Annotated in this window: 1 protein-coding gene and 1 pseudogene; both read right to left on the bottom strand. The window is 65.2% G+C overall.

Going from position 1 to position 2,234, the window contains the following annotated elements; translation table 11 throughout:
• Window positions 1–273, bottom strand: a pseudogene (locus AC1DU4_RS26265) (Ig-like domain-containing protein); the annotation flags it as partial.
• A gap of 390 nt (window positions 274–663) precedes the next feature.
• The coding region (locus tag AC1DU4_RS26260) for an Ig-like domain repeat protein (RefSeq protein WP_477844904.1) at window positions 664–2,234 on the bottom strand (1,571 nt) is incomplete at its 5' end.

Below are 2,234 nucleotides of genomic sequence, written 5' to 3'. Positions count from 1 at the left end.
CGTCATGCACGCGGGATGGAAGTCCTTGACCGCCTGGACGTACTCAACGACGGTGAGAGCCTTCCGCATGAACTTCATCGAGGTCGTGACGACCTCGCCCTCGACCGGCGTCGTGTTGCTGACGGTCCGGGTGAAGTTGCTGTTGCCGTCGGCCCAGGACACCGAACTCGGCGCCGCACCAGCCATGCCGACACCGGCGGTGACCGCGAACCCGGCGGCGATGGCCACCGCGCTCAGGCCACCGATCACCCGGCGCGTGTTTTCGTGAGTCATACATTCCTCTCGACGACAGTCCAAGACGACCGTCCAACTTTTTGGATTCGGCGCCCAGGGTAACGCAACCGGCGGCTCGTCACAGGAAGATCACGGGATGAAAACTGGGCCGTGGCCATTTGTTTAACCCAACGCGGTCGGCTGCCTTTTTCTACATCGGCAAGACAGGCCCTGAACTGGCGCAATGCACCGCACCACACCCTGACCGCAGTGACCGCTACGCGCGGTTACATCTGTTGCCAGCCGGTAATTGACTGATTCACTCGCAAATTTGGCACCACAGCCGGACATTTCCGTCACGGCCAATCCTTGCCATGAATACGGGTGTGACCCCTGCCGGACTTCCGGCAGGGGCCACACTCACGTCGCTCCGTCAGGAGCGCCGACAACTCAGGAGGAACCGAACAGGCTCCCCAGCGAGCCGCCGGCACTGCCGGTCCCGCCGTCGACGGGCTCGTCGACGGTGACGGTGGCGACCTCGGCCGTCGAGGTCAGGTAGCCGGGAGCACCGCTGTAGATCGCGGTGATCTCATGCGCGCCGGCGGTCGCGAAGGGATGCGAGCGAGTCGCCTTTCCGTTCATCAACCCGACCGGAGCACCGATCGGCGTCGTGCCGTCCATGAACTGGACGGTGCCGCCGGCCGGATCCGGGGAGACAGTCGCGACCAGGTTCACCGCTGCACCCTTCGTCGCCGTGGCGGGCACGGTGAGCACCGTGGTGGTGGCCACGTCGGTCTCGGCAGGAGCCGACACCGTGACGGTGTGCGCATCCGAGGTCGAGGTGATGAAGCCGGCAGCACCCGAGTACACCGCAGTGATGCTCTGCGCACCCGTGGTCGCGAACTGCTGCGTGATCGAACCCTTGCCCTCGGAATCGAGGGTCACCGGGCCACCGATGTTGTTGGCGCCGTTCTTGAACTGCACCGTGCCACCGTTAGGTACCGGCGAAACCTGCACGTTCAGAACCACGTCCGCGCCCTCGATCGCAGTCGCCGGACCGGTCACCGACGTCGTCGTGGTGACGTCCGCCGGAGTCACCGTCACGTTGTGCGCAGCCGACGTCGAACCCTGATGCTCATTGAAACCAGCGAACACCGCAGTGATCACATGATTGCCCGCCGCCAACGGCGCCGTGATCGAGGCGTTGCCCTGCGCGTCCAGGTCGACCGGAGCACCGAGGTCCGCCGCGCCGTTCTTGAACTGCACCTTGGCGCCGACAGCCGGAGCCGGCGAAACCTTCACGCTCAGAGAGACATCGGAACCGACGACACCGGCCGTGTCACCGGTGACCGTGGTCTCGGTGGCGACATTCGCCGGAGTCACCGCCACGTTGTGCGCAGCCGACGTCGACGGCTGGAACTCACCCGCACCGGAGTACACAGCGGTGATGCTGCGAGCAACCGCCGCCGCGAACTGCTGCGTGATGCTGCCCTTGCCCTCGGCATCGAGGGTCACCGGACCACCCAGATCGGTGGCGCCGTCCTTGAACTGCACGGTGCCACCGCTAGGTACCGGCGAAACCTGCACGTTCAACGTGACATCCGCACCCGCAACCGCAGTCGCCGGACCGGTCACCGACGTCGTCGTGGTGACATCAGCCGGCGTGATCGCAATGTCGTGTACACCCGAGGTCGAACCGACGAACCCGGCCGCACCCGAGTACACCGCGGTGATGCTCTGCGCACCGACCGACGTGAACTGCTGCGTGATGGAACCCTTACCCTCGGAATCGAGGGTCACCGGCCCACCGATGTCAGCAGCACCGCTCTTGAACTGCACCGTGCCACCGACCGGAACCGGGGAAACCTGCACGCCCAGAACCACATCCGTGCCCTCAACCGCAGTCGCCGGACCCGACACCGACGTCGTCGTGGTGACATCAGCCGGAGTGACGTTGACATTGTGAGCACCCGAAGTCGACGGCTGGAACTCACCCGCACCGGAGTACACCGCAGTGATGA

It is taken from the genome of Rhodococcus sp. P4_F5 (genome assembly GCF_056401315.1).
The sequence above is the reverse complement of the archived record's forward strand: the minus strand, read 5'-3'. Positions and strand labels throughout refer to the sequence as shown.